Consider the following 20,636-nt stretch of genomic DNA (forward strand, 5'->3'; position numbering starts at 1 on the left):
GTGCGTGGGGGCTGGTCGCGCAGTTCCCCGCGCCCCTGAGGCCGGTCCCCCCGAGCCCCTTGATGGAAGCACTTCGCGTGCAGCGCCCTTGCCGGGTGCCGGTGCCTGGGGGCTGGTCGCGCAGTTCCCCGCGCCCCTGAGGCCGGTCCCCCCCGAGCCCCTTGATGAAAGCACTTCGCGTGCAGCGCCCTTGCCGGGTGCCGGCGCGTGGGGGCTGGTCGCGCAGTTCCCCGCGCCCCTGAGGCCAGTCCCCCCCGAGCCCCTTGATGAAAGCACTTCGCGTGCAGCGCCCTTGCCGGGTGCCGCTGCCTGGGGGCCGGTCGCGCGGTTCCCCGCGCCCCCGATGGTCAGCGTGCCACCGCCGAGCAGTAGTCCTGGTCTTGTGCCAGCAGGTTGCGGTGGGTGTCCTCGGCTGTGATCGTGCCGTTGTCCAGGACCAGGACCCGGTCCGCCGCGTCCAGGAAGGCCGGGCTGCTGGTGATCACGATCGTCGTGCGGCCCCGGCGCAGCTTCGCCACGTTGCGGGCGATGAGTTGTTCGGTGACCGCGTCCACCGCCGTCGTCGGATCGTGCAGAACGAGGACCTCGGTGTCGGCGGCCAGGGCGCGCGCCAGGGACAGGCGTTGGCGCTGGCCGCCGGAGAGGTTGGCGCCCCGGTCGCGGACGCCGTAGTCGAGGCCCTCGGGGTGCAGGGCGACGACGTCGGTCAGCATGGAGGCCTCGACGGCGTCGGGGACGGTCCGGCTGGTGCCCGCCGGGTCGATGTTGGTGCGGAGGGTGCCCGCGAAGATCTCCCCGTCGTACGGGTTGACCAGCAGGTGCTCACGGACCGCCTCGACGGCCAGGTCGCCCAGTTCCCGGCCGCCGATCCGTACCGTCCCCTCGTACGCGGTGGGCGGGACCCGCACGGCCAGGACGGCCGCGAGGTCGGCCGCCGCGCGGGGCTGGTAGGGGGCGATGGCGACGAACTCACCCGCCTTCACCCGGAACTTCAGGTCGGCCAGGGTGCCGTGGCGGACGGAGTCGATCTCGAGGCCGCTGCCCGGTGACGGGCGTGCGGAGCCCGGCGTCATGACCGGCGGGGCCGACAGCACCAGTGCCATCCGCTCGGCCGACGCGCGCGCGATCATCACGTACTTGGGCATCTCCGAGAACAGCTTCAGCGGCTCCATGATGAACTGCGCCAGGCCCACCGCCATGACGAGTTCGCCGATGGTGACGCGGCCCTCGAACGCCAGCCAGCCGGCCGTCAGGGTCACGGCGCCGGCGAGGACCGCGTTGAGGGCCAGTGCGGTGCCCGCGTAGGCGCCGTTCACCTTGGCGACCGTGATCGACTGGTGCTTCGCCTCGGTGCTCACCTTCCGGTACGACAGGAACGCCGCGTGGTTGCCGCCGAAGCCGTGCAGTGGGCGCAGGCCGGTGATCAGGTCGGCGACCTTCGCACCCGCCCGTGCCACCCGGGCCTGCTGTTCCTGGGTGCTGCTGCCGATCCGCCTGGACATCACGCTGAGCACGGACAGGATCGCGACGGTGCCCACGATCACCAGCAGGCCGAGCCGGACGTCGGCCAGGCCCAGGGCCACCGCCGCGACCAGCACCGCGACCAGCGAGCTGATCAGCAGCGGCACCACCTCGATGATGTCGGCGGTCTGGTCGGCGTCCTCGGTGGCGATGGTCAGCACCTCGCCGGACTTGAGGCCGACGTCCCGGGCCACGGGCTGCAGGCCGCAGGCCGCGACCTTCACCCGCCAGCGGTGCGCCTCGGTGGTGTTGGCCTTCTGCAGGATCCGCATGCCGAACCGCCACGACAGCGAGACGGTCGTGATGATCACGGCCAGCGCGCCGATCGACCAGGCGAGCGCCTGGAGGCTGCGGCCGTCCCGCATCGTGTGCTCGACGATCATGCCGAGTGCGATGGGGAAGGCCGTCTCACCGGCCTGGTAGAGGCCCATGAGGAGGGTGCCCCAGGCCATGGCGCCGATGTTGCGGCGCAGGGCGGTCCGCAGGATGGCGGCCCCGCGGGGCCGCTGGGTGTCAGTTGTCATCGAGGTGGCGGGCAATCGCTTCCGGGGTGCGCAGGGTGAACAGATCGCGGATGGTGATGACGGGACCGTACTCGCGGCGGAGCAGCCCGATGAGCCGCACCGCCAGCATGGAGTGTCCTCCCAGGGACACGAAGTCGCTCACCGCGCTCACCTCGTCGTCGTCCAGGTCCAGTGCCTCGGCGAAGTACTCGCACACCACGGTCTCGGTCTCGGTCCGCGGGCCCCGCTCCCCCGCCGTGGTCAGCGCGCCCAGCGGCTTCGCCTCGGGCAGCGCCTTGGTGTCGGCTTTCCCGTTCACCGTCAGCGGGATGCCGTCGACCTGCGCGTAGTGCGTGGGACGCAGGAAGTCCGGCAGCCCGGCGCCCACCTCGGCGGCGACGGCCGCCAGGTCCGCGCCGTCCAGGACCAGGTAGGCGGCCAGCCGGTGGGCGCCGTCGACCTGCGGGTCGGGCTGGGCGACCGCGGCGACGAACCGCACGGCCGGGTGCGCCGCGAACACCGCCTCGACCTCGCCGAGTTCGACGCGGTGGCCGCGGATCTTGACCTGCTGGTCGGTGCGGCCCAGGTACATCAGGTTTCCGTCCGGCCGGCGGACCACCAGGTCGCCGGTGCGGTACATGCGCTCCCCGGGCTCGCCGAACGGGCAGGCGACGAAGCGGTGCGCGGTCTGCGCGGGCTGCCCGAGGTAACCGCGTGCGATGCCGATGCCGGACACGTACAGCTCGCCGGGCACCCCGTCCGGCAGTGGCCGCAGCCAGGGGTCCAGGACGTACACGTCCGTGTTGTCGATGGCGACGCCCACCACCGGGTCCTGGCAGTCGAAGGTGCCGACGCCGAGGGTGTTGATGGTGTACTCGGTGGGCCCGTACAGGTTGTAACCCACCGTGCCCTCGGTCTCGGCGAGCCGCTGCCACAGCGTCGGGGTGACGGCCTCGCCGCCCAGCAGGACCAGCGCGGGCCGCCGTGCCGGGTCGTCGAGCAGGCCCTCCGCCACCAGCTGCTGCGCGTAGGTCGGGGTCACGTTGACGACGTCGATCCCGTGCTCCCGGCAGTACTCCACCAGCCGGGGCGCGTCCCGCCGCAACTCCTCGTCGCAGATGTGCACTTCATGGCCGTCGGCGAGCCACAGCAGCTCCTCCCACGACATGTCGAAGGCGAACGACACGGTGTGGGCGATCTTGAAGATCCGGTGGCCGTGCTCGGCCAGCACCGGTTCGAAGATCCGGCGCTGATGGTTGATCAGCATGTTGGTGAGACCGGCGTACTCGGTCACCACCCCCTTGGGCTTCCCGGTGGAGCCGGAGGTGTAGATCGTGTACGCGGGGTGGCGCAGACGGTCGGGGTCGTCCGGCGCGAACGTCACGAACGGCTCTGTCTCCGGAAGGGGCCGGTCCAGTTCGATCAGCTCGCCGGTCAGCCGGGGCGAGACGGCACTCACGGTGAGGGTCACGTCGGGACGGGCGTCGCCGACGATGGCGGCGATCCGCTCGTCCGGATGGTCCAGCTCCAGCGGCACGTACGCGGCACCGACCCGCAGGACGGCGAACAGTGCCGCGACCCAGTCGAGGGAGCGCGGGATCGCGAGGCCCACGGTGGTCTCCGGCCCGATGCCGCGCGCGGCGAGCACGCCGGCCACGGCCCTGCTGCGGTCGCGGAGTTCGGCGAACGTCATCGTCGAGCCGTGGGCGACGAGCGCAACGCGCCGCGGGTCGCGGTCCGCCGCCCGGTCGAAACGGTCGACGACGGTGTCCGTGCCGACGTCGGTGCGTACGGCCGGCTCGGGCACCGCGCCCGGTCCCCGCAGCGCGCCGACCGGGCCGGTCGCCCGGGACAGGTCCTCGAGGACGCGCAGGTAGTCGTCGAGGAGACGGCGGGCGTTGCCGGTGTCGCCGTCGCGGTACTCCAGCTTGACGGTGAGCCGCTCGCCGGGCGTGACGACCCAGGTGAACGGATAGTGGGTGGAGTCGTCGGCCTTGACCGCGGTGATGCCGTGCCGCGCGTTCATCTCGGCGAACGCGTCCATGTCCAGGAAGTTCTGCAGCACGAACAGGTTGTCGAACAGGGTGTCGTGCCCGCTGGCCCGCTGGATCTCGCCGAGCCCGAGGTGCTCGTGCTCCATCGCCTCGACCCGGGCGCTCTGTACGGCCGTGAGGTAGGCGCGGACGGTGTCGTCCGGGCGGGCCCGGGTCCACATCGGCACGGTGTTGAGCAGCACGCCCACGATGTCGGAGAGTCCCTCGCCCTCGCGGCCGGAGACGGTCACGCCGAACACGGCGTCGGCGCGGCCGGTGTGCGCGCCGAGCAGCAGGCCGAACGCGCCGGTCAGCACCGAGTTCAGGGTGACGCCGTGCACCCGGGCCGCCTCGCGCACGAGGTCGGACCGTGCGGCGGACAGCGTGTGCACGAGGGCCTTCGGCAGGTCGTCCGAGAAGGCCGGCGCGGGCCCGGCGAGCAGGGTGGGGCCGGGCAGGGCGGCCAGCTGGTCCGCCCAGAAGCGCTCCGATGCGGCGGAGTCCCGTGCCGCGAGCGCCCGGGCGTACTCCTCGAAGCCCGGCGTGGCCGGTGCGTTGTCCAGCGGCTCGCCGGCGAGGACGGCTCGGTAGGCGTCGAACAGGTCGCGCAGGACGATCTCGCGGGACCAGCCGTCCCACAGCAGCAGGTGGTAGCTGAGCAGCAGACCGTCCCGGCCGCCGGGCAGACGCACGACCGTCAGCCGGATCAGGGGCGGCTCGCCCGGGTCGAACCCGGTGTCGCGGTCCCGGGCGCGCAGGGCGTCGACCTCCGCGTCCGTCGCCAGGTCGACCGTACGCACGCCGACGCGCCGGCCGGCCTTGAGGACCTGCACCGGGTCGCCGTCGTCGTCGGTGGTGAAACCGGCGCCGACGACGGGGTGCCGGGCGATCACGTGCGCCATCGCCTCGGCCAGCGCGCCGGTGTCCAGGCGCCGGTCGAAGGTGAACCAGTTCTGTGCGACGTAGTGTCCGGCCGGGCCCGCCAGCTGGGCCTGGAAGAACAGGCCGCGCTGGAGCGGGGTGACGGGGGCGGTGCGCTCGGCCGTCGTCGCGGCGTCCGCGAGGTGCTCCAGGGCGCTGCGCCAGTGCTCGGTGATCTCGTCGGGGACGCCGTCGGCGAGCGTGAACTCGGCGAGCAGGCCTCCGGTGGCCTCGTCGGTCCACGCGTTGACCTCGACGGCGTACGGGCTGCCCTGGTCGCCGGGCGTGAGGTGCAGTGCCTGGGACTCGCTGCCCCGGCCGAGGTAGTTGAACAGCACCTGCGGGCGGGCGGTGAGCAGGGGGGCCGTCTGCGGGTTGAGGTACCTGAGCAGGCCGTGGGCGACGTGCCCGTCCTCGTCCGGCTGGCGCTCGGCGACCTCGTGCGCGGCGGCGACGGGATCGGTGTGCGGAGTGAGCCGTACGGGTGCGATGGAGGTGAACCAGCCGACGGTACGGGTGTAGTCGTGCTGTGCGCGGGCCGGGACCCTGCCGTGCCGCTCCAGGTCGATCGCGAGGTCGGTGGGCGAAGGCTGGATCCTGGTCAGCGCGGTGCGCAGGGCGCCGCAGAGCAGCTCGGTGAGACCGACGCCGAGTGCGGAGGGCGCGGTGCGGGTGAGGTGGTCACTCACGTCGGAGGCGACCACGACCGTCGTCCGGCGCAAAGGGCCCGGGGTGGGCAGCAGGTCGGGGGCCTGGAGGGTGGTGATCCAGTGGCCGAGGTCGTCAAGGTCCTGGGTCGCCCGGAGCGTCATGGCTTCGGCGTACTCGGCGTAGGGGGTGGTCGGCGGGGCGAGGGGCTCACCGCGCAGGGCCGCGGCCAGATCGTCCAGCAGGATCAGCCAGGAGACCGAGTCGACGGCGAGGTGGTGGACGGTGACGACCAGGGTCCTGCTCGCCTCCAGCCACGCGAACGCGATCACTTCGCCCGACTCGGGGTCGAGCCGTCCGGCCGCCTCGTCCGCCACGGCCGCCGCGTCGGTCGTGTCCGGGCGTACGACGGTGATCTCGTGGGCGGGGTCGGTGCGGAGGGCCCACACGCCGTGTGCGGTGTCGAGGCGCAGCCGCAGGACCGGGTGCGCGGCGACCACGGCGTTCGCGGCGCGTACGGCGTCGGCGTAGCCGGTGCCCTCGGGGGCCTGGAGGGTCCTGGCCTGGGCGAAGCGGGTGAGGGAGCCGCCGAGTTCGCGTTGGCGGAGGATGATCGGGGTGGGGGGCAGGGGGCCGTCTTCGCGGGGGGTGGTCTCCGGAGCGGTCCGGGGGGTGTTCGTGCTCGTTCCGAGGTGCGCGGCCAGTGCGCGGGGGGTCTTGAGCAGGAAGACGTCCCGCGGGGTGAGGGGCAGCCCCAGGGTGCGGGCCCTGTTCACGACCGTGATGGCGATGATGCTGTCGCCTCCGGCGCGGAAGAAGTCGGTGTCGGCGGTCACCGCGGTGCCGGGCAGTGTCCCAGTGAAGATCTCCACCAGCGTGGCGAGCGCTGAGTGTTCGCCTGCCGGTGCGCTGTGGCTGGTCGCGCAGTTCCCCGCGCCCCCGAGGGGGCGTTCCGCCAAGGCCCGTCGGTCGAGCTTGCCGTTGACCGTCAGGGGCAGGGCATCGATGGTCCGGACCCGGCCCGGGACCATGTGCACCGGCAGCTTCTCCGACAGCCGACTCTCGAAGTCGTCCGGCACCGTGCCCACCACGTGCGCCACCAGGTGATCCCCGGTGTCCGCCACCGTCACGGCCACGTCGATCACGCCGTCGAGGTCTCTGATCGCGGCCTCGACCTCGCCCGACTCGATGCGGAAGCCCTTGAGTTGCACCTGGTCGTCCGCACGGCCGGTGAAGACCAGCTCGCCGTCGAGGGTACGGATGGCGAGGTCGCCCGTGTGGTACATGCGGGAACCGTCGGCTGCGAACGGGTCGGCCACGAAGCGGCCCGCGGTGAGGGCGGGCCTGCCCAGGTAGCCGAGGGACACCTGGTCACCGGCGCCGTAGATGGCGCCCTGGCGGCCCGGCGGCACCGGGCGGAGCCGGTCGTCGAGGAGGTGGGTGACCAGACCGGGGATCGGACCGCCGATGGGACTGACGTCGTTGCCGGGGGTGAAGTCCTCGTCGGTGAGCACCCGGTGGGTGACGTGGACGGTGGTCTCGGTGATGCCGTACATGTTGACGAGCTCGGGTGCGGTCGTGCCGTGCCGCTCGACCCAGCCGCGCAGCCGTCCGAGGTCCAGTGCCTCGCCGCCGAAGACGATGCGGCGCAGTGCGGGCAGCGGTTCGCCGGCCAGTCGGTCGGCCTCGATGAACTGGTAGAAGGCCGACGGGGTCTGGTTGAGGACGGTGACGCCGCGCTCGCGGACCAGCCGGTGGAAGTCGACCGGGGAGCGTGTCAGGGCGTACTCGGGCACCAGCAGCTCACCGCCGTGGGCCAGCGCGCCCCACAGCTCCCAGACGGCGAAGTCGAAGGAGAAGGAGTGGAACTGGACCCAGACGTCCCCCGGGCCGAAGTCCATGTCCGGTCGGGTGTTGGCGAGCAGCGACACGACGCTGGAGTGCGGGACGACGACGCCCTTGGGGCGGCCCGTGGATCCGGAGGTGTAGATCACGTAGGCGGGGGTGTGCCAGTCGGGCTCGGGGGCGGGCTCCCTGCGGGCGGCCGGGGGCTCTTCGCCCTGGACCAGCACCCGGGCCGGCACCCCCGCCCGGGCCAGGAGGTCCGTGAAGCGGTCGCGTTGGTCCCGGTCCACGAGGACGACCTGCGGGGTCGCGTCGGCGAGGATGTACTCCAGCCGCTCGTCCGGGTAGGCCAGGTCGAGGGGGACGTACGCGCCACCCGTGCCGGCGATTGCGACGAGGGCGACGACCTGCTCCAGGGAGCGGGGGGCGGCCACGGCGACCCGCTTGCCCGGGCCGGCTCCTGCCGCGCGCAGGGCGGAGGCCAGGTCGTTCTTGGCGTCGGACAGCTCGCCGTAGGTCAGGGAGCGGGTGGCGCCGTCGAGGCCGCACTGGGTGACGGCGGTGGCCGCCGGGTCGCGGCGGGCCGCGATGTCGAACAGTCCGCCCAGAGTGGTCGGGGTGATGGGGGCGGGGCGTCGTCCGGCTCCCGCCGCCAGGTCGTCGACCGGGGTGTCCGGGTGGGCGAGCAGGCCGGTCAGGGTCCGGCTGAACGTGTGCAGGATCGACCGGGCGGTCGTCTCGCGCAGCAGTTCACCGTCGTAGATGAGGTTGAAGCGCGGACGGCCGTCGGGTGCGCGCTCGACCACGAGGGTCAGCGGGTAGTGCGGGGCGCCCTCGTTGACGAGGGCCGTGATGGTCAGCGTGTCGCCGGGGCTCCGGAGCGAGGTCAGGTCGGTGGCCACGTCGAACACCACGAGTGTGTCGAAGAGGGAACCGGAGCCTGCCTGGCGGCCGATGCGGGCCAGGGAGACGTGCTGGTGCGGCAGGACGGCGCTCTGGTGGTCGCGTACGGCGGTGAGCAGGCCGGCCGCGGTGGTCTCGGGGGTCCAACAAGCGCGTACGGGGATGGTGTTGATGAACAGGCCCACCATCTCCTCGATGCCGGGCACATCGGCGTCGCGGCCGGAGACCGTGGAGCCGAAGACGACGTCCCGTCCGTGGAGGATGCCGCCCAGGGTGACGGCCCAGGCGCTGTGCACGGCGACGCTCAGCGGCACGCCGGCCTCGCGGACGGCGGCGTCGAAGCCGCCCCCGGGTTCCACGGCGGTGTCGGCGAACCGGTCGGAGGGCGTGTGGCCTTCGGCGATGAGTGAGGGGCCGGATAGTTCGGCGAGTTGCTCACGCCAGACGCGGTCGCTCTCGGCGGCGTCGCGTCCGGCGAGCCAGTGCACGTAGTCGGCGAAGCCGCCGAGCGGATGGACGGTGCCCGGCGCGTGGTACTCGGCGAGCAGGGCGCGGAGCATGGGCGGCACCGACCAGCCGTCGGCGATGATGTGGTGCACGGTCTGCACGAGGACGCTGCGGCCGGAGCCGGCGCGAATGAGCGTGTACCGCATGAGGGGGCCGCTCGTCAGGTCGAACCCGGTGCGGCGGTCCCGTTCGGCGAGGGCGCGTATCTCCTCGGCGGTGATGCCGGGACGGTCGAGCGTGGTGAAGGGGGCCTGGAGTCCGTTCTCCAGGACGGAGACCACGCGGCCGTCGCTGAGGGCCGTGAAGCGGGCGGCCAGGTTGGGGAACAGGGTGAGCAGCCGGGTGGCCGCCGCCGCGAGCCGGTCGGCGTCCACGTCGCCGTCCAGGGTGAGCAGTTGCTGCTCGACGTAGGCACCCGCGGAGTCGTCGTCGAAGACCGAGTGGAAGTAGAGGCCTTCCTGCAGCGGGGTCAGCGGGAGGATGTCCCGCAGTTCCGGGCCGTCCAGGGCGTCGACGTCGGCTTGGGTGAGCGGGACGAGGGGGAAGTCGCTGGGCGAGTGACCGCCCTGGTCGAGTGCGGCGAGTCCGGTCAGGGCCGTGCGGAAGTGGTCGGCGAGTGCCGTGATGTCGGCGTCGGTGAACAGGCCGTCGGGCCAGGAGATGGTGGTGACCAGCTCGTACGCGCCGGATGCGGCGGGTTCGGCGATCGCGTTGAACTCCAGGGCGCGCGGCAGGCGCATCCGGGGGTCGCGCTTCTCGCCCAGCCGGCCGGTGGTTCCGGCGAGTTGCCAGTCGCCGGGGGCACCGGCGGCGAAGCGGCCGAGGTAGTTGAAGAGCACCTGGGGTGCGGGGGCGTCGAACTCGCTGTGGGTGAGGTAGCGCAGGGCGCCGTAGGAGATGCCGTTGTCCGGTACCCGGGCGAGGTCCTCCTTGACGGCCTTGAGGGCGGCGGTCAGGTACGCGGGGGTGGTGAGGTCGGACGCCGCGCCGGGGTCCACGGTGACCGGGAACAGGGTGGTGAACCAGCCCACCGTCCGGGACAGATCCGGTTCGAACCCGGCCGAGCCCGCCACGAACTGCCCTTCCCGGCCGTGCCCTTCGAGCTCGATGTGGGCGAAGGTCTGGTCCTGGCCGAGGTCGCGGCGCCAGCGGGCGAGGGCGACGGCGAGGGCGGTGAGGAGGACGTCGTTGACGCCGGCGTGGAACCTCGCGGGGATCTCGCCCAGCAGCGCGGCCGTGACCTCGGGGCCGACCGTGACGGTCCGCAGGCGTTCGCCGGCGACGGTGTCCGTCTCGGCCAGGGCGCGGCGGGCCAGCGGCTGGTCCACGCCTGGCAGGGGGCTCCGGTAGGTCGAGCTGTCGGCGTCGAACGCGGCGCGTTCCAGCAGCTGCGTCCAGCGCCGGAACGACGTTCCCACCGGGGGGAGTCCGACGGGCTCGCCCGAGCTGTACCGTCGCCAGGCGGTGGCCAGGTCCTCCATCAGGATGCGCCAGGACACGCCGTCGACGACCACGTGGTGGGCGACGAGGACGAGGTGGCGCGCCCGGGGGCGCCAGACGGCCCGGAGCATCACGCCGTTCGCCGGGTCGAGCCCGGCCGTCGCGAGGGCGATGCACTCGTCGAGCGGCCGGTCGCTGCGCTGCCAGCCGGGCTGGGCCCGCTCGGCCCCGGGGATGTCGAAGCTCCAGCGGCTGCCGCGCACGAGCTTGGCGCGGAGCATGTCGTGCCGGGCGAGGAGGGCGGTGAGGATCGTGTCGAGGGCATCGGCGGTGAGGTCCGCGGGGGTGTTCAGGACGACCGATTGGACGAAGCCGTCGACGGCGTCCGTGGTTTCGCCGAGCCACTGCACGATGGGTGAGCCGACGACGGCGCCGGTGGCGACATCGGCGTGGTCCACGGCGGAGACGTCCTCGCGGCTTGCGACCGCGGCCAGCGCGCCCAGGGTGGTGTGGGTGAAGATCTGCCGTGCCGTGACGTGCAGGCCCTGCTCGCGCAGTGCGCTCAGCAGGGAGATCGCCAGGATGCTGTCGCCGCCGAGCTGGAAGAAGTCCTGGTCGACGCCGACCTCTTCGAGGCGCAGCACCTGCGCGACCGCGGCACAGACCGCCCGCTCGTCGTCGCTGGTGGGGCGGGTGAACGAGCCCGTCCCGAGCACGGGCTCGGGCAGGGCGTTGCGGTCGAGCTTGCCGTTGGCGGTGAGCGGGAACTCCTCCAGCACCACGATGTGGGCGGGCACCATGTACTCGACCATGTGCGCCGCGGCCCACGCCTTGACCTCGTCCGCGTTCAGGTCCTCGGCGCCGGCGGCCGGTATGACGTAGCCGACGAGGTAGGTGCCGCCGGCCGTGTTCTTCTTCGCGACGACACAGGTGTGCCGGACCCGGGGGTGCTCGGCGAGGCCGGCCTCCACGTCCTCGATCTCCAGCCGCATGCCGCGGATCTTGATCTGGTTGTCGGCGCGGCCGAGGAAGTCCAGCGATCCGTCGGGGGCGAAGCGGGCGAGGTCGCCGGTGCGGTAGAGGCGGGAGCCGTCGTTCGCGAAGGGGTTGGCGACGAAGCGGGAGGCGGTCAGACCGGGCGCGCCCACGTAGCCGCGGCCCAGGAGGAAGCCGCCGACGTAGAGTTCACCGCCCACGCCGACCGGGACGGGGCGCAGCTCGTCGTCCAGGACGTAGAGCTGGGTGTTGGGGTTGGCCTTGCCGATGGATGTCGACAGGCGTTCCGCCGCGCCCCGGTAGATGACGTGGGAGACGCCGATGGTGGTCTCGGCGGGGCCGTAGCCGTGGTACATGGGGATGTTGTCGAGCTTGGTGCGGAAACGCTCGTACAGTTCGGGCGTGAGGACCTCGCCGCCGCACCACACGTGCCGCAGGCTGTCCAGGCGGCCGGAGTCGCCGGCCATCTCCAGCAGTACGTCCAGCATGGACGACACCAGGTAGGTGAAAGTGACGCGCTGTTCGGCGATGACGCTCAGCAGGTGGTGCGGGTCGCGTTCGCCGCCGGGCCGCAGGACGACGAGCCGGCCGCCGGAGACCAGCGGCAGGAAGATCTCGTTGACGGAGATGTCGAAGGACAGCGGCGCCTTGAACAGTGAGGCGTCGTCGTGGCCGAAGCCGAGGATCTCGTTCACCTGCCACAGCAGGCGCTCGCTGATCGCCTCGTGCCGGATCATCGCGCCCTTGGGCCGCCCGGTCGAACCGGACGTGAAGATCACGTACGCCAGCGCGTCACCGAGGACGGTGACGTCGGGCGCCTGTGCCGGGTACGCGCCGTACCGCCAGTCGCCCAGGTCGACGGCCAGGGCGTCCGGTTCGGCCGGATCGTGCTCGCCGGAGGCGTTGAGCTGCACGACGACCCGGGCGTCCTCGATGACGACGGCCCGGCGCGCGGCGGGCCACTGCGGATCGAGCGGTACGAAGGCGCAGCCGGCCTGGAGCACGGCGAGCAGCCCGACGACCATGTCGGCGGAGCGGGTGAGGGAGATGCCGACGACCTGTTCGCAGCCGAGCCCGCGGGCGCGCAGGTGATGGGACAACTGGGCGGCGTGTTGCGCGACTTCACGGTAGGTCAGCGAGCGGTGCTCGTCGACGACGGCCACGGCGTCCGGTCGTGCGTGCGCCTGCCGGCGGAACATCTCCACGAGGGTGGGGCGGTCCCGGTCGGCCCGGTTGTCGTTCCACTCGGCGAGAGTCCGCACCCGGGCCGCGACGCTGGAGGGGCCGATGGTGCCCAGCGGCCGGTCCGGGAAGTCGGCCAGGTCGTCCAGCGCGAGCTGCGCGTCCTCGGGGGTGACGCCCTCGGGGACGGTGATGCCGCGGCCGTCCGGGGTGACCCCGAAACCGCCGGACGCGGTCCCGCCGTTGCCGACGAAGCCGAGGACGTCGGCGAAGAGCGTGCCGGGGGTGAGGTCGATGCCCTCGGGGCTGTGGCCCGTCGCCCAGTACGACAGGCCGACGGCGCAGGCCTCGTTGATGGTCCGGTCCGGGTAGTCGCCGATCCGCCGGCGCACATCGGCCAGGCGCGTGGGAGAAAGCGGTACGAGACGAGCACGCGGTTCCATCATCGAAGACTCAGCGTCCCTTCCAGAATGTGGAGTTAGGGTAGCCTAAATAAGGGTTACCTAACTACCCTCTCGCCAGGCCCGCCACAGTCGTGCGTACCGGCCGCCCAGAGCCACCAGTTCCTCGTGCGTCCCCTGCTCCACGACGCGTCCCGCGTCGAGCACGGCGATCCGGTCCGCCGCCATCGCCTGGGTCAGCCGGTGCGCCACGAACAGCGTGGTCCGCCCCGCGCACGCGGCCCGTACGGCCCGCTCCAGCTCGGCGGCGCCCTCGCTGCCGGCCTCCGCGGTCGACTCGTCGAGCACCACCACCGGCGCCCTTCCCAGCACCAGCCGCGCCAGGGCGATCTGGGCGACCTTGGTGACGTCCAGGCGCTCACCGCCCTCACCGACCGGGGTGTTCAGCCCGTCGGGCAGCGCGGCGACCCACCCCTCGGCGCCGACGGTGCGCAACGCGTCCATCAGCTCCGCGTCGCTCGCCCCGGGCGCGGACAGCCGCAGGTCGTCGGCGAGCGGGCCGGAGAACACGTGCGTCTCCTGCGTCAGGATGCTGACCAGGGCCCGGGCCCCGGCTTCGTCCAGGTCGGCCAGATCGGTCGTCCCGACGCGCACCGACCCGGCCTGTGGGGCGCCGATCCCCGCGATCAGCGCGGCCAGCGTGGTCTTGCCCGCGCCCGTGGCGCCCACCAGGGCGAGGGAGCTCCCCGCGGGAATGGCGAGGTTCACCTCCCGGAGCACCGGCTCCTGCGAGCCGGGGTAACGGAACGTCAGCCCCTCGACCGTCACCGGATACGCCCCCGCAGGGGCCTGCGTCACGGAGTCGTCGCCGACCAGCCGCTCCTCGGGCGACTCCCCCAGCACCCCGACCAGACGGGTCAGGCTCGCGCCCGACTTCTGCGCCTCGTCGAAGGTGAACATGATGGCGCCGAGCGGGGTGAACAGCCGGTGGAACAGCAGCGGAGCCGCCGACACCTCGCCCAGGGTGGCCGCGTCGGCCTCCAGCAGGGCGTACCCCACCACGAGGATCAGGACCAGACCGATGAACTCGGCGCGGTTCTCCCGGCCGACGAACCGGCCGAAGAACCGGAACACCTCGATGCCGAGCTCACGCACCCGCCACGACTCGGTGGTGACCTTCTCGCGGAAGGCTCCCTCCAGGCGGTAGGCCCGGACCGTGTCGATGCCGTTCAGGCCGCTGATGAACGCCTGGGCCCGGTCGGCCTGGGCGACGCGCTGCCTCCGGTAGAGCGGGGCGGACCGGGGCAGGTACCAGCGCAGCGCCAGCGCGTAGGCGGGCAGCGCGCCCGCGCCGGCCAGGCCGAGCCGCCAGTCGAGCCCGAACATGCCGAGGGTGGCGATGACGACCAGCACGCCGGCCGAGAACACCGTGGGGACGGCCGTGCGGATGCCCTTGGAGATGACGGCCACGTCGTCTCCGACCCGGGAGAGCACGTCCCCCCGGCCGACCTGCTCGATGCGTGCGCTCGGCATGCCGAGCACCGCCCGGACGGCGCCTTCGCGCAGCCGCGCGAGCAGATCCGCGCCGAGCCGTCCGATGAGGTAGGTGGACACCGCGGTGGCCGCCGCGCCGAGCAGCGCGGCGGCCCCGATGAGCACCCCGATCGTGACCAGGACCGAACGGTCCTCGCCCCCGACGACGCCGTCGACCACCCGGCCGAGCAGGAGCACGGGGAGCACCTGGAGCGCCGCCCCCGCGACCGTGGTGAGCACGGTCGCGAGCGTCAGCCCGGGCATCGCGCGGCAGTGCTGCGCGACCCAGCGGGCGGCCTCGCGTCCGGTCGTCGTGCGCAGGGCCGCCGGGACGACGCGCGTGTCGGTGGCGCTCACTTCCCTACTCGACCGACTTGACGAGCTCGTCGATCGCGTACGGCATGGACAGCAGGGTGCCCTGGGAGATGGCCGCGCCGACCGCCGGTCCCTCGCTGTCGAGCAGGTAGGACACGTTGCCCTTCTTCACGGCGTCGAGGTTGGCGAACAGTTTGAACTTCTTGAGCGCTTCGGTGTCGGCCTTGTCGTTGATGACGAAGACGTGGTCGACGTCGACGAGGTCGATGCGCTCGGGCGAGAGCGTGGTGTAGAAGTTGCCGCCCGCGACCTTGTCGATCTCGGTCTGGTACCGGTAGCCGATGCCCGTGACGAGCCGGCCGCGCACGTCGGTGGAGGTGAAGGGTGCCACCGAGTCCTTGTACCAGGACAGTGCGACGGCGGTCTGCTTGCCGAGCTCGGGATGCGCCTTCTTGGCCGAGTCCAGTTGCCCCTGGATGTCGTCGACCATCTTCTGGCCCTCGTCCGCCTTGCCGAGCGCCTTGGCGATGTGCAGGGCGTTGTCCTGCCAGAGAGCGCTGAAGGGCTCCTTCTCGCCCTTGGTGCGGGCCACCGTCGGGGCGATCCTGGAGAGCTTGTCGTAGGCGGCCCGGTCGATCTCGGAGTACACCGCGACGATCAGGTCGGGGCGAAGGGCCGCGATCTTCTCGTAGTTGGGGCCGGAGTCGCCGTTCTCCATGACGACCTCGGGCTTGGTGTCGCCCCACTTGTCCTTCACCCAGGGCCACTGGGTGTTGATGTCGGGGCTCTTGCCGGGCGGGTTCGGGTACTGGTCGACCATGCCGACGGGCTTGATGCCGAAGGCCAGGACGGTCTGGTCGTCGGTGTAGCCGACGGAGACGACCCGCTGGGGCGTCTTCTCGACCGTCGTGGATCCGAACGCGTGCTCCACGGTGACCGGGAAGTCGCCGCCGGCCGCGGCCCGAGTGCCCTCGCCCTTGTCGCCCGGGGAATCCGACGAGTCGGAACCGCACCCCGCGAGGAGACCGACGCCGAGGGCGGCCGCGGACAGTACCGCCGCCAGCCGCCGCCATGGCTTTCCGGGCGTCGTTCGATGGAGGAGCATTCAAATCCCCTTGCTGTCGCGCCAGTTCGCTGCACCCTCGCCTAAGGGCAGCCAAACCCTACCGTGCGATAGTGAGGTTAGCCTAGCCTTACTAACCCTCCTGTGCCGGTGGGTGTCCCGGCCGCACATGGGCCCGTCCGATCGGCACGATGAGCGGCCGATCGCCGACCGGGTCGTCGATGACCCGGGCGTGCAACCCGAAGGCCTCGTGCAGCAGTTCGGCGGTGACGACGTCCCGCGGATGCCCCTGCGCCAGGATCGAGCCCTCCCGCATCACCACGAGGTGGTCGCTGTAGCGCGCGGCCAGATTGAGATCGTGCAGCACCATGACGACGGTGCAGCCGGACTCGTGCAGATCGTCGACCAGATCGAGGACGTCGAGGGCGTGCGCCAGGTCCAGATAGGTCGTCGGCTCGTCCAGCAGGAGCAGATCGGTGCCCTGAGCCAGCGTCATCGAGATCCAGACGCGCTGACGCTGCCCGCCGGACAGCGCGTCGACCGGGCGGTCGGCCAGGTCGGACACGCCGGTCATGGCCAAGGCGCGTTCCACCACGTCGGCGTCGTCGGACGACCACTGCCGCAGCCAGCTCTGGTGCGGGTGGCGTCCCCTGGCGACCAGGTCGGCCACGGTCAGCCCCTCCGGCGCGACCGGCGCCTGCGGCAGCAGGCCCAGCTTCTTCGCCACGTCCCTGGTCCGTAGCCTGCCGATGTCCTCACCGTCCAGGACGACCGTCCCGCCGGCCGGCTTGAGCAGCCGCGACAGGGTGCGCAACAAGGTCGACTTGCCACAGCCGTTGGGGCCGATGATCGTGGTGATCACGCCGGGCGGTATCGCCACGTCGAGCTTGTCGATGACGACCCGGCCGCCGTAGCCGACCGTGACACCTCTGGCTGCGAGCCGCGACGTGCCGCCGGCCGCGGCCTCGGTGACGGACTGTACGACCACGGGTCGTCCCCCCTTGCTCCGGTTCACTGACTCTTGTACATCTACCGCAGGTTCGCCCGCACCAGCAGATAGACGAGGAAGGGCCCGCCGATCGCGGCGGTGACCACGCCGACCGGGAGCGAGACCGGCAGCGCCGTGCGGGCGACGAGGTCCGAGCCGGTCAGCAGCAACGCGCCCGTCAGACCCGAAGCCACCATCGGCGGTGTGGGGCAGCGCGCCAGACGCATCGCCACCTGCGGTGCCACCAGCGCGACGAAGGGCACCGGGCCCGCCGCGCTCACCGCCACACCGGCCAGCAGGACCGCGCACAGCAGCAGGACCGCCCGCACCCGCGCGTACCGGACGCCCAGGCCCGCGGCGACCTCGTCGCCGAAGTGCATCGGCCTGAACTGGAAGGCGACGCAGGAGACGACGGCCAGGAGGACGATCCCGCACCACAGGGCCGTCCGGACCTCGCCCCAGGAGCGGCCATCCAGCGAGCCCACCAGCCACGCCTGAGCCCGGGCCACGTCCCTGATGTCGGCCGTGACCAGCAGCCAGGCCGTGATCGCCTCCATCACGGCGCTCACCGAGATGCCGATGAGGATGAGCCGGAAGCCGTCGACACCCCGCCGCCAGGCCAGGAAGTACACCAGCAGACCGGTGCCGAGACCGCCCGCGAGCGCCGCGGCCGGCAGACCGACGGAGCTGACGACCGCCGCGGCGGCCCCGCCCGAGACCGTCACCAGGAACACCGCGACGGCACTGGCCCCCGAGGTGATCCCCAGGACGTCGGGGCTGGCCAGCGGATTGCGCGCGATGGACTGCGTGAGCGCCCCGGACACCCCGAGCGCGACACCCACGACGATCCCGGCCAGGGCGCGCGGCATCCGCAGGTCCATGATGACGAACTCGTCGACCTGCTCGCCCCGCCCGAAGAGCGTGGCGATCACCTGCGGGAGGCCGATCGGGAAGTCCCCGACGCCGATGGACACGCAGAACACCAGGAAGGTCGCCGCCGCCAGCAGCAGCGTGACGCACAGGAGCCAGGGCCGCCAGACGAACGACACCCGGCCGAGCCGCACACCCGGCGGCAGGGACGGCTTCACCTCGGTCATGTTCATGCTTTCCTGAACTTTCCGCGCCACACGAGAACCGCGAAGAAAGGGGCGCCGAGCAGCGCCACGACGACGCCGGCGTCCAGCTCGCCCGGCCGCACCACCAGTCGGCCGACGATGTCGCACAGCAGCAGCACGACGGCCCCGAGCAGACCGGCGCAGGGCACCAGCCAGCGGTAGTCCGGGCCGGTCAGGTACCGGGCCACGTGGGCGACCATGAGGCCGAGGAAGGCGATGGGGCCGCACGCGGCCGTCGCCGCGCCCGCCAGCAGGGTGATGGCGGTGATACCGGCGGTCCGGCTCAGCGCGATGTTCACACCCAGGCCCCGGGCCACGTCGTCGCCCAGGTTGAGCAGGTTGAGGGAGGGCAGCGTGGTCAGGGCCAGCACGAGACCGGCGCCGATGAACGCGGTCACCGGCCAGATGACGTCGAATCCGGCCCCGGCGAGGGAACCGGCGTTCCAGAACCGCAGGGCGTTCAGCGCCGCCTGGTCGGAGAGCGCGACGGCGGTGGTCATCGCCGCGAGGAACACCGTGACGCCCTGACCGGCCAGGGCGAGGGTCAGCGGGTTGCCGGCCCCGCGCCCGATGCTCGAAAGACCGAAGACCACGACACCGGTGACGGCCGCCCCGGCGAAGGCGAACCAGACGTACTGGAACGGGTCGCCGAGCCCGAACACGGAGATCGCCAGCACGACCGCGAACGAGGCACCGGAGTTCACGCCCAGCAGGCCGGTGTCGGCGATCGGGTTGCGGGTGAACCCCTGGATCAGCGCCCCGCCGACGCCGAGGGCGATGCCGGCGACGATCCCGAGGACCGTGCGGGGCACCCGTACGGTCTCGACGATGAGTCTGATCTCCGTGAGCCGCCGGTCGGGGTCCGGGGCGCCGGACAGTCCGTGCCACACCTCGGCGGGGCTCAACGCGCGTGCGCCGACGGCCAGCGACAGGACCACGGCGATCACGAGGACCGTCACCAGGGTGCCCAGACCCGCGACCCGTCGTCGGCGGGTCGCTGTCGAGCCCTTGACCGGGGGGCGCTCCACTGCAGCAGTCGTGCCCATGTCGACGTACGTTATCCCTTGTGCGGTGGGCGAGTTGACCGGACGGCGCCTGCGACGCCCGAAGTGCTGCGGGGGCGGCACGCCCGGCCACGGCGGCGCGGCGGCCGATCGGTGGGGCCGGAACCCCTGGCGCAGTGGCTAGCGGGCGGTGCTGCCCGTGCCGTCGGCCACCGTGCGCGTCCGGTCGGCGGCGGGCTCGGCGCCGCGGCCGAGGAGGGAGTCCAGGATCTCGCCCACCCTGATGGCGGTGTTGGAGAGCAGCGACGAGGTGATGCCGTGCGTGTGCTCCGTGCCGCCCTGGAGGTAGATGCCGCAGCGCAGGGCGGGGTCGGCCGCGATGCGCCAGTCGCGCTCGACGCGGACGCGGCCCTCGTCGTCGCGCAGGCAGCGGTCGGCGACCTCCCCGAGCAGGCTCGTGGGGTCGACGGGGCTGTAGCCGGTGGCGAAGACCACGACGTCCGCGTCCAGATCGGTCTCCTCGCCGGTGACCAGGGACGTCACCGTGGCGCGGACGCTCGACGGGGTCTCCTTGACGCCGGTGAGCCGGGAGACGTTGAGGAACCGCAGCCGCTCGGTGCCGAGCACCTTCTCCTGGTACGACTGCCGGTAGAGGTCGTCGATGAGGTCGATGTCCACCACGGAGTAGTTGGTGTTGCCGTGGTAGTCCATCAGCCGGCGCTTGACGTCCTCGGGCGCGGCGAAGTACTCGTCGACGGCCTGCGGGTCGAAGATCCGGTTGGCGAAGCTGCTGTCGTCCGCCGGGCTGTAGCCGTAGCGGGAGAAGACGGCACAGACCTCGGCGCCGGGGAAGCGGCGGTGCAGGTAGGCGACGTTCTCGGCGGCGCTCTGGCCGGCGCCCACGACGACGAAGCGTGAGGGCGAGGTGCCCTCCAGCTCATCGACCTTCGCCAGGAGTTCGGAGTTGTGCCAGACGCGTTCGCCGCGTTCCACACCCTCGGGCATGAGGGGGCGCAGGCCGGTGCCGATGACCAGGTTGCGGGCCCGGTGGACCTCGAGGCCGCCGCCCGAGCGGACGGTCACTTCCAGGTGCTCCACGACGCCGTCCCGGGCCACGGGCGCGACGCCGACGACCTCGTGGCCGTAGGAGACCATGTCCCCGACCTGGGCCGCGGCCCATTCGAAGTAGTCGTGGAACTCGATGCGCAGCGGAAACAGGTTCTTGTGGTTGATGAAGTCGATCAGCCGGCCTTTGCTCTGCAGGTAGCAGAGGAAGCTGTACTCGCTGGCCGGGTTCCGCAGGGTCACCAGGTCCTTGAGGAAGGAGACCTGCATGGTGGCGTCGTCGATGAGCATGCCGCGATGCCAGCCGAAGCGGGGCTGCTGCTCGAAGAAGTGAGCGGTGATCGCCCCCTGCCCGCCGACGCGGGTGTTGTGCTCGCGGAGCGCGATCGCCATGGCCACGTTGGACGGCCCGAAGCCGATTCCGATCAGGTCGTGGACCGGTGATGCGTCATCGGGAAGAACCTGCGACATGTCACTCCCATCGTGCGGGGCAGCCGCGCGTGTCAGGTGTGAAGGGAAGGGGAGACGGGCATGCCGACGACGCGACACGCCAACGAACTTAGGTGAGCCTAAGCTAAACAAGTGGAGGTGTCGACAGGACAAAACGGGCGCCACTCGAAGGTGGATCCCACCAACTGGCGCTTGCTGCATAC

8 protein-coding genes are annotated in these 20,636 nt (G+C 72.0%); all 8 read right to left on the bottom strand.

The genetic code is table 11. From position 1 onward, the window contains the following. Nucleotides 1–347: 347 nt before the first annotated feature. Nucleotides 348–2,045, bottom strand: a complete 1,698-nt coding sequence (locus tag AB0F04_RS01300; protein WP_362036455.1) for an ABC transporter ATP-binding protein — start codon at nucleotides 2,043–2,045, stop codon at nucleotides 348–350. Beyond that, nucleotides 2,035–12,945, bottom strand: a complete 10,911-nt coding sequence (locus AB0F04_RS01305) for an amino acid adenylation domain-containing protein (protein WP_362036457.1) — start codon at nucleotides 12,943–12,945, stop codon at nucleotides 2,035–2,037. The genes AB0F04_RS01300 and AB0F04_RS01305 overlap by 11 nt, the downstream gene beginning before the upstream one ends. A 57-nt stretch (nucleotides 12,946–13,002) precedes the next feature. Next, on the bottom strand, nucleotides 13,003–14,790 hold the full coding sequence (locus AB0F04_RS01310) for an ABC transporter ATP-binding protein (RefSeq protein WP_362036459.1): 1,788 nt from the start codon (nucleotides 14,788–14,790) through the stop codon (nucleotides 13,003–13,005). A 4-nt stretch (nucleotides 14,791–14,794) separates the two neighbouring features. Beyond that, the gene (locus AB0F04_RS01315) at nucleotides 14,795–15,853 is read right to left on the bottom strand and encodes an iron-siderophore ABC transporter substrate-binding protein (protein WP_362036461.1); all 1,059 of its coding nucleotides are present in this window, start codon (nucleotides 15,851–15,853) and stop codon (nucleotides 14,795–14,797) included. 91 nt (nucleotides 15,854–15,944) lie between these two features. After that, nucleotides 15,945–16,799, bottom strand: coding sequence for an ABC transporter ATP-binding protein (locus tag AB0F04_RS01320; RefSeq protein WP_362036463.1), 855 nt, complete (start codon nucleotides 16,797–16,799; stop codon nucleotides 15,945–15,947). A 41-nt stretch (nucleotides 16,800–16,840) separates the two neighbouring features. Next, the gene (locus AB0F04_RS01325; RefSeq protein WP_362036465.1) at nucleotides 16,841–17,902 is read right to left on the bottom strand and encodes an iron chelate uptake ABC transporter family permease subunit; all 1,062 of its coding nucleotides are present in this window, start codon (nucleotides 17,900–17,902) and stop codon (nucleotides 16,841–16,843) included. Next, complete coding sequence (locus AB0F04_RS01330; protein WP_362036466.1) at nucleotides 17,899–18,960, bottom strand: iron ABC transporter permease; 1,062 nt, start codon at nucleotides 18,958–18,960, stop codon at nucleotides 17,899–17,901. Before AB0F04_RS01330 ends, AB0F04_RS01325 begins: the two co-directional genes overlap by 4 nt. Before the next feature lie 138 nt (nucleotides 18,961–19,098). After that, nucleotides 19,099–20,454 carry a lysine N(6)-hydroxylase/L-ornithine N(5)-oxygenase family protein gene (locus AB0F04_RS01335; RefSeq protein ID WP_362036468.1) on the bottom strand — a complete coding sequence of 452 codons (1,356 nt, stop codon included), beginning with the start codon at nucleotides 20,452–20,454 and terminating at the stop codon, nucleotides 19,099–19,101. Nucleotides 20,455–20,636: the final 182 nt, after the last annotated feature.

Origin of the sequence: Streptomyces sp. NPDC029041, from assembly GCF_040637515.1 — a bacterium.
GTDB lineage: Bacteria > Actinomycetota > Actinomycetes > Streptomycetales > Streptomycetaceae > Streptomyces.

Coding starts and splice junctions, on each gene's coding strand:
- AB0F04_RS01335 (WP_362036468.1), bottom strand. CDS start 20,454: ATGTCGCAGGTTCTTCCCGATGACGCATCACCGGTCCACGACCTGATC.
- AB0F04_RS01305 (WP_362036457.1), bottom strand. CDS start 12,945: ATGATGGAACCGCGTGCTCGTCTCGTACCGCTTTCTCCCACGCGCCTG.
- AB0F04_RS01330 (WP_362036466.1), bottom strand. CDS start 18,960: ATGGGCACGACTGCTGCAGTGGAGCGCCCCCCGGTCAAGGGCTCGACA.
- AB0F04_RS01300 (WP_362036455.1), bottom strand. CDS start 2,045: ATGACAACTGACACCCAGCGGCCCCGCGGGGCCGCCATCCTGCGGACC.
- AB0F04_RS01315 (WP_362036461.1), bottom strand. CDS start 15,853: ATGCTCCTCCATCGAACGACGCCCGGAAAGCCATGGCGGCGGCTGGCG.
- AB0F04_RS01325 (WP_362036465.1), bottom strand. CDS start 17,902: ATGAACATGACCGAGGTGAAGCCGTCCCTGCCGCCGGGTGTGCGGCTC.